Below are 4699 nucleotides of genomic sequence, written 5' to 3'. Positions count from 1 at the left end.
GCGACCACCCGGCCCGGTGGGCGCCGAAACCCTACTATGAAGGCAGGGCGTACCACCAAGAGCCGGATCCATCTCGAGCCTCAGGGCGACCGATGGATGCTTTTGGTGGACGACAAGCCGGTCATCTGCACGCACGACCGGCGCTGGCTGCTCCGCTTTGCCGTCAATCTGCGAAAAACTCTCGCCAGCGATTCTCCCCGATGAGCGCGCAGCCGACGGACGATCCCCCACCACTGCGGAAAATGTCCGCCAGCTACCGGGAGTTCCTCCTGGAGCGGAACGAAATCCTGCGGCACAAATGGATCGAAAGCGAAAAAGCGGGCTGCGACATCGGGTTTGAAAAGGCGCTCCTGGAGTGGGTGATACGGCACCGCTCGGCGTGGCTGCGCGAGCGGCGGCCACTGGTCGAATTGCCGCGGGAGTACCGGCGCGGTTCGCTGGTGTAGGGCGCGTGTCCCCACGCGCCCTACACAGCGCACCACCGACGATGAATGTGGATCCAGTTTCGCGCAATTTCCCACGCCCCCACCCCGGCCCTCACCCCCCGTGGTTTTCCCGCTCCACCCATTGCACCGCCCGCTGGATCATTTCGGTGGCCCCGTGCAGGTTGAGCTTTTCCTTGATCCGGCCGCGGTGCGTGTCGACGGTCTTGACGCTGAGACGCAATTGCTCGGCGATCTCCTTGCTGCCCCGCCCGCGGCCCAGCAGTTCGAAGACTTCCAGTTCGCGGTCGCTGAGCCGGCCGACCGACGATTCGACGGGACGCTTGGTGCCGACGAATTTCTGGAAAATGCTGCCGCCCACCTTCTCGCTGACGTGAACCTGTCCCTGGCGCGCCTTGCGGATCGCGATCAGCAATTCATCGCTGCTCTCTTTTTTCATCACATAGGCGAGCGCCCCGGCGCGCAGGGCGCGCTCGGCATAGAGCGCTTCGTCGTGCATGGAAAGGACGACGGCGGGCAAGCCGGGTCGCTCCACTTTGAGATGCTTGAGAAACTCGAGACCATTCATGCCGGGCAGCGAGATATCGAGGATGACCAGGTCGGGTTTGTCCCGGGGGATTTGGGCCAGCGCCTGGCTGGCGTCGCCCGCTTCGCCGCAGACTTCCATGTCCGCCTCCTGGTTGATCAGTTGCACGAGCCCTTGCCGGACAATCTGATGATCCTCGACGAGCAGGATCCGCGTTTTCGCTGGTTTCTTTCGTTTCATGGGCGTTCCCCATTGGTGGGAAAGGAGCAGACTACCACAGTGCCGCGCGGTTTGTCGCGCCGCACCTCGAGTGAACCGCCGATAACGGACGCGCGATAGCGCATGGTGTGCAATCCCATCCCGGAGGCCTTCGGCTTCTCCGGCAGTCCCTGGCCATCATCCCGCACCTGGAGCGTGATCCGGCCGTGGCCGGCCGTGGCCGGCCGCGAGCCGGATCAAGACCGACCGGGCCCGGCCATGCTTGATCGCATTGCTCACCGCCTCCTGGGTGATGCGGTAGAGATTCGTCGCCACATTCGGGTCCCCAATCGCCAGCGATTCGTCGCACTCCAGCAGACACTCGATGCGAGTGTGCCGCGCCACCTCCGCCGTCAACTCGTGGAGCGCAGTCACGAGACCGCTCTTTTCCATCGCCACCGGACAAAGACCCCGGGCCATGTTGCGCGCTTCGTCAAGGCATTGGCGCGCGACGCGCCCGATCTCTTCGGCATCGGAGGCGGCGGGCAGTCCGCTCTTGCGCAGTTTATTGCGCAAGGCTTCGGCCAGGCACGCGGTTCCCATGAGGCTTTGGCAAATGCTGTCGTGCAGGTCGCGGCCGAAGGCCCTCCGCTCCCGCTCGCTGATGGCCAGCACGTGCCGCTCCGCTATTTTCCGGGGTGTGATATCGCGCGCCATCACCAGCACGGCAGGCTCGCCTTCGAAGTGAAAATTGCGGGCGGCCAGCTCGACATGGACGGGGGTGCCACTGCCGCGCTCGATCTTGACCTCCATGCTCGGCGTTTCCCGGCCCGTGGCCACCTGCACCAGCAGGGACGCCACGCTTTGCCGATAGGCTGGGCGCAGCAAGCCGGTCAATTCCCGGCCGTGCAGATCCGCAACCTCTTTCACGCCACAGAGATCCAGCGCCACGCGGTTCGCAAAAACGATGACTCCATCGCTCTGGATGAAAATCCCGTCCGGCGAAGACTCGACCATGTCCCGATGCCGCCGCTCGCTCTCCTCGAGCGCCTGCGCGACCCGCAGCCGCTCGCCGATCTCCGTCATCGCCGTGCGATAAACGGTCTCGTCCCGGCGGGCGTCGAGCACCGGCACGCTGCGCAATTCGACGTGCAGAGTGCGCCGGTCGCGCGCGCGCAAGTCGAGGTCGCTCACCACCACCGTGGGGCGGCGGCGGCACTCGCTCATATGGTGGAGAAACTCTTTCCAGTGTCCCCTGGCGATGTGGCTGAGAAAGGGCATTCCGATCAATTGCACACGCTCGCGCCCGAGCAGGCGCGCGGCAGTGACATTGACTTCGCGGACGCAACCCTGGGCATCGAGCGTGAGGAAACCGATCGGCGCGTAGTCGTACTGGTCGGCCAGGTTGGCCCGGGCCTCCTCGACGAGGTGCAACATCCGCGTGAGCTCGCGATTCTGGTGCTCCAAATCCTCCCTGGAGCGCGCCGGCGGATTCCGAGTGGCTCGGGCCGCGCGCGCCTTCATGGTTGCGCCTCGGTGATCGAGAGCACGATCACCGCTTCCTCCCCATCGATCGGCGCCACCCGGCGGGCGTTCAGGAGCACGGTCTTTTCGCCGATCTTCGGGAAGTGATGCTGGACCTTGAACCCGCTGACGCTGACGTTCTTGGGCAGGATCTCCTCGAGCAGCGAACGCAGCGAGGGAATATCCCATTGGCCATTTCCCAGGTCGTAGAAAAAGCGTCCTTCGGTGTCCGCCACGGAAACCTGGAACTTTTCGCAGAACGACTCGGTGACCCGCTTCACCCGCAGCGCCTCGTCCAGCACCACGAGTGGCTCGCGCACCGTCCCGATGATGGCGTCGGCGTAGTGCGCCGCATGTTTCAACCGGTCCTTGCTGCGCTTGGCGTCGTCGATGTCGAAGAGAATCAACACCGCGCCGGCGATTTTATTCTCGGCGGTTTCATACGGGCGCACCTGCAACAAATGCCACCGGCCCCGCCGGTCGCGGATTTCCCTTTCCTTCACCGTCAGGCCGTCGATGACCTCCTCCACCAGCTTTTCAAAATCCGGCACCTCAATGTCCGCCTTGATGTCGCTGATCGCGCGTCCCACATCCGAGGGGATGAGCTTGAAAATTTTCTGCGCGCCGGGGGTAAAGCGCCGGATGCGCAGGTCGCGTCCCAGCATCACCACCGGCAGGCTCACACTGCGGAGCAGGTTGTTGATATCGTCGTTCACCGCCGTGAGGTGCCGGTTGTTGTGCCGGAGTTCCTCGTTCAGGGTCGTGAGCTCTTCGTTCGTCGATTGCAGTTCCTCCTTGGCGGTCTCGAGTTCCTCGTTGGTGCTCTGGAGTTCTTCGTTGCTCGACTGGATCTCCTCGTTCGCCGAGCGCAATTCCTCGTTGGTCGCCTCGTGCTCCTCGGACAGGCTTTGCAAGTGTTCCCGCGCCGCGGCCAGCTCCTCGGTGAGCTGCCGGTGGCGGGCATTTTCGCGGCTCTTTCCTTTCGGTTCCGCCAACGGTGCCGCCGCGGCCAGGGCCTCTTCAAAAACGACGACAAAGGCGCGCTCCTTGACCACCGGCGGGTCGATCCGCAGCACCTCCAGGGAGATCTCGCGCATCTTGCCCCGCAGCTCGATATGCAGGGTGTGCTTGCGCGCCTGTCCAGCGCCTTTGCGGGCGGCGGCAATCGCGTTGCGCAGTTCCCCGCCCAAGTCCGGCGGCGTCATTTTGAAAAGATTCAGGCTCGCCTCCCCGGAGTCCGGATTGAGGTACGGCGCCACCTCGCCGCGAAACTGAATGATCTCCATCTGCTCGTTGACCACCAGGCCCGGAGGGCAGTACCGGGCCGTGACCAGGCGGTCGGCTTCCTTCAAGACATCCAGCCGGCTCCAGACTTCCGGGGCGGCCTTGTCCCGCCGGTCCAGCGGCTCATCGGCGATCGGCCGAAATTCCTCCCCGAGGGAAAGGTGCGGCAGCAGACTACTGCCGTTCACCCGCTTGAGGAAGATCTTACTCTTCGCATCCAGCGGGGTGAAAAGGTCGGTAAAGCTGCCGACCGTTTCCGCACTGCCCAGCAGTAGATTACCCTGCTGTTTGAGCGCATAATGAAACACCGGGATCAATTTCTTTTGCAGCACCGGTTCAAAGTAGATCAACACATTGCGGCAACTGATCAGGTCGAGCTTCGAGAACGGCGGGTCCTTGATCACATCCTGCCGGGCAAACACACAAAGTTCGCGGATGCTCTTGCTCACCTGGTAGCCGCGGTCCGTCTTCACGAAGTGCCTCCGAAGCACGTCGGACGGCACATGGGCCTCGATCGTGGTATCGAAAATACCGCGCCGCGCCGCCTCGATCACGTGCTCGCTTACATCCGTGCCAGGAAATCCACCAGGCGGATCGCCAGCGAATACGCTTCTTCTCCCGTGGAGCAGCCCGGCACCCAAATGCGAATCGGCTCGTCGAGGCGGCAATTCTTGAGCAACTCGGGGAAGACTTGGACGTCGAGCGCAACAAAGCTTTCCGGCTC

General features: G+C 63.5%; 5 protein-coding genes. 2 read left to right on the top strand and 3 right to left on the bottom strand.

Annotated elements, in window-relative coordinates:
- Together ABJF10_RS29415 and ABJF10_RS29410 are read left to right on the top strand one after the other, a co-directional pair.
- The coding region (locus ABJF10_RS29415) for a hypothetical protein (protein ID WP_348548172.1) at nucleotides 1-204 on the top strand (204 nt) is incomplete at its 5' end.
- Nucleotides 201-446 carry a hypothetical protein gene (locus ABJF10_RS29410; RefSeq protein ID WP_348548171.1) on the top strand — a complete coding sequence of 82 codons (246 nt, stop codon included), beginning with the start codon at nucleotides 201-203 and terminating at the stop codon, nucleotides 444-446. The genes ABJF10_RS29415 and ABJF10_RS29410, both read left to right, overlap by 4 nt.
- A gap of 91 nt (nucleotides 447-537) precedes the next feature.
- On the opposite strand, the gene ABJF10_RS29405 is transcribed toward ABJF10_RS29410, so the two are convergent.
- From ABJF10_RS29405 to ABJF10_RS29395, 3 genes are all read right to left on the bottom strand, one after another.
- Nucleotides 538-1209, bottom strand: coding sequence for a response regulator transcription factor (locus ABJF10_RS29405; protein WP_348548170.1), 672 nt, complete (start codon nucleotides 1207-1209; stop codon nucleotides 538-540).
- Between the two features lie 156 nt (nucleotides 1210-1365).
- The gene (locus ABJF10_RS29400; RefSeq protein ID WP_348548169.1) at nucleotides 1366-2604 is read right to left on the bottom strand and encodes a PAS domain S-box protein; all 1239 of its coding nucleotides are present in this window, start codon (nucleotides 2602-2604) and stop codon (nucleotides 1366-1368) included.
- Nucleotides 2605-2687: 83 nt separating this feature from the next.
- The gene (locus tag ABJF10_RS29395) at nucleotides 2688-4616 is read right to left on the bottom strand and encodes a PAS domain-containing protein (RefSeq protein ID WP_348548168.1); all 1929 of its coding nucleotides are present in this window, start codon (nucleotides 4614-4616) and stop codon (nucleotides 2688-2690) included.
- Nucleotides 4617-4699: the final 83 nt, after the last annotated feature.

The organism is Chthoniobacter sp., assembly GCF_040003245.1.
Lineage (GTDB): Bacteria > Verrucomicrobiota > Verrucomicrobiia > Chthoniobacterales > Chthoniobacteraceae > Chthoniobacter.
Note: the sequence above shows the minus strand (reverse complement) of the source record. Positions and strands in the feature narration are given on the sequence as shown.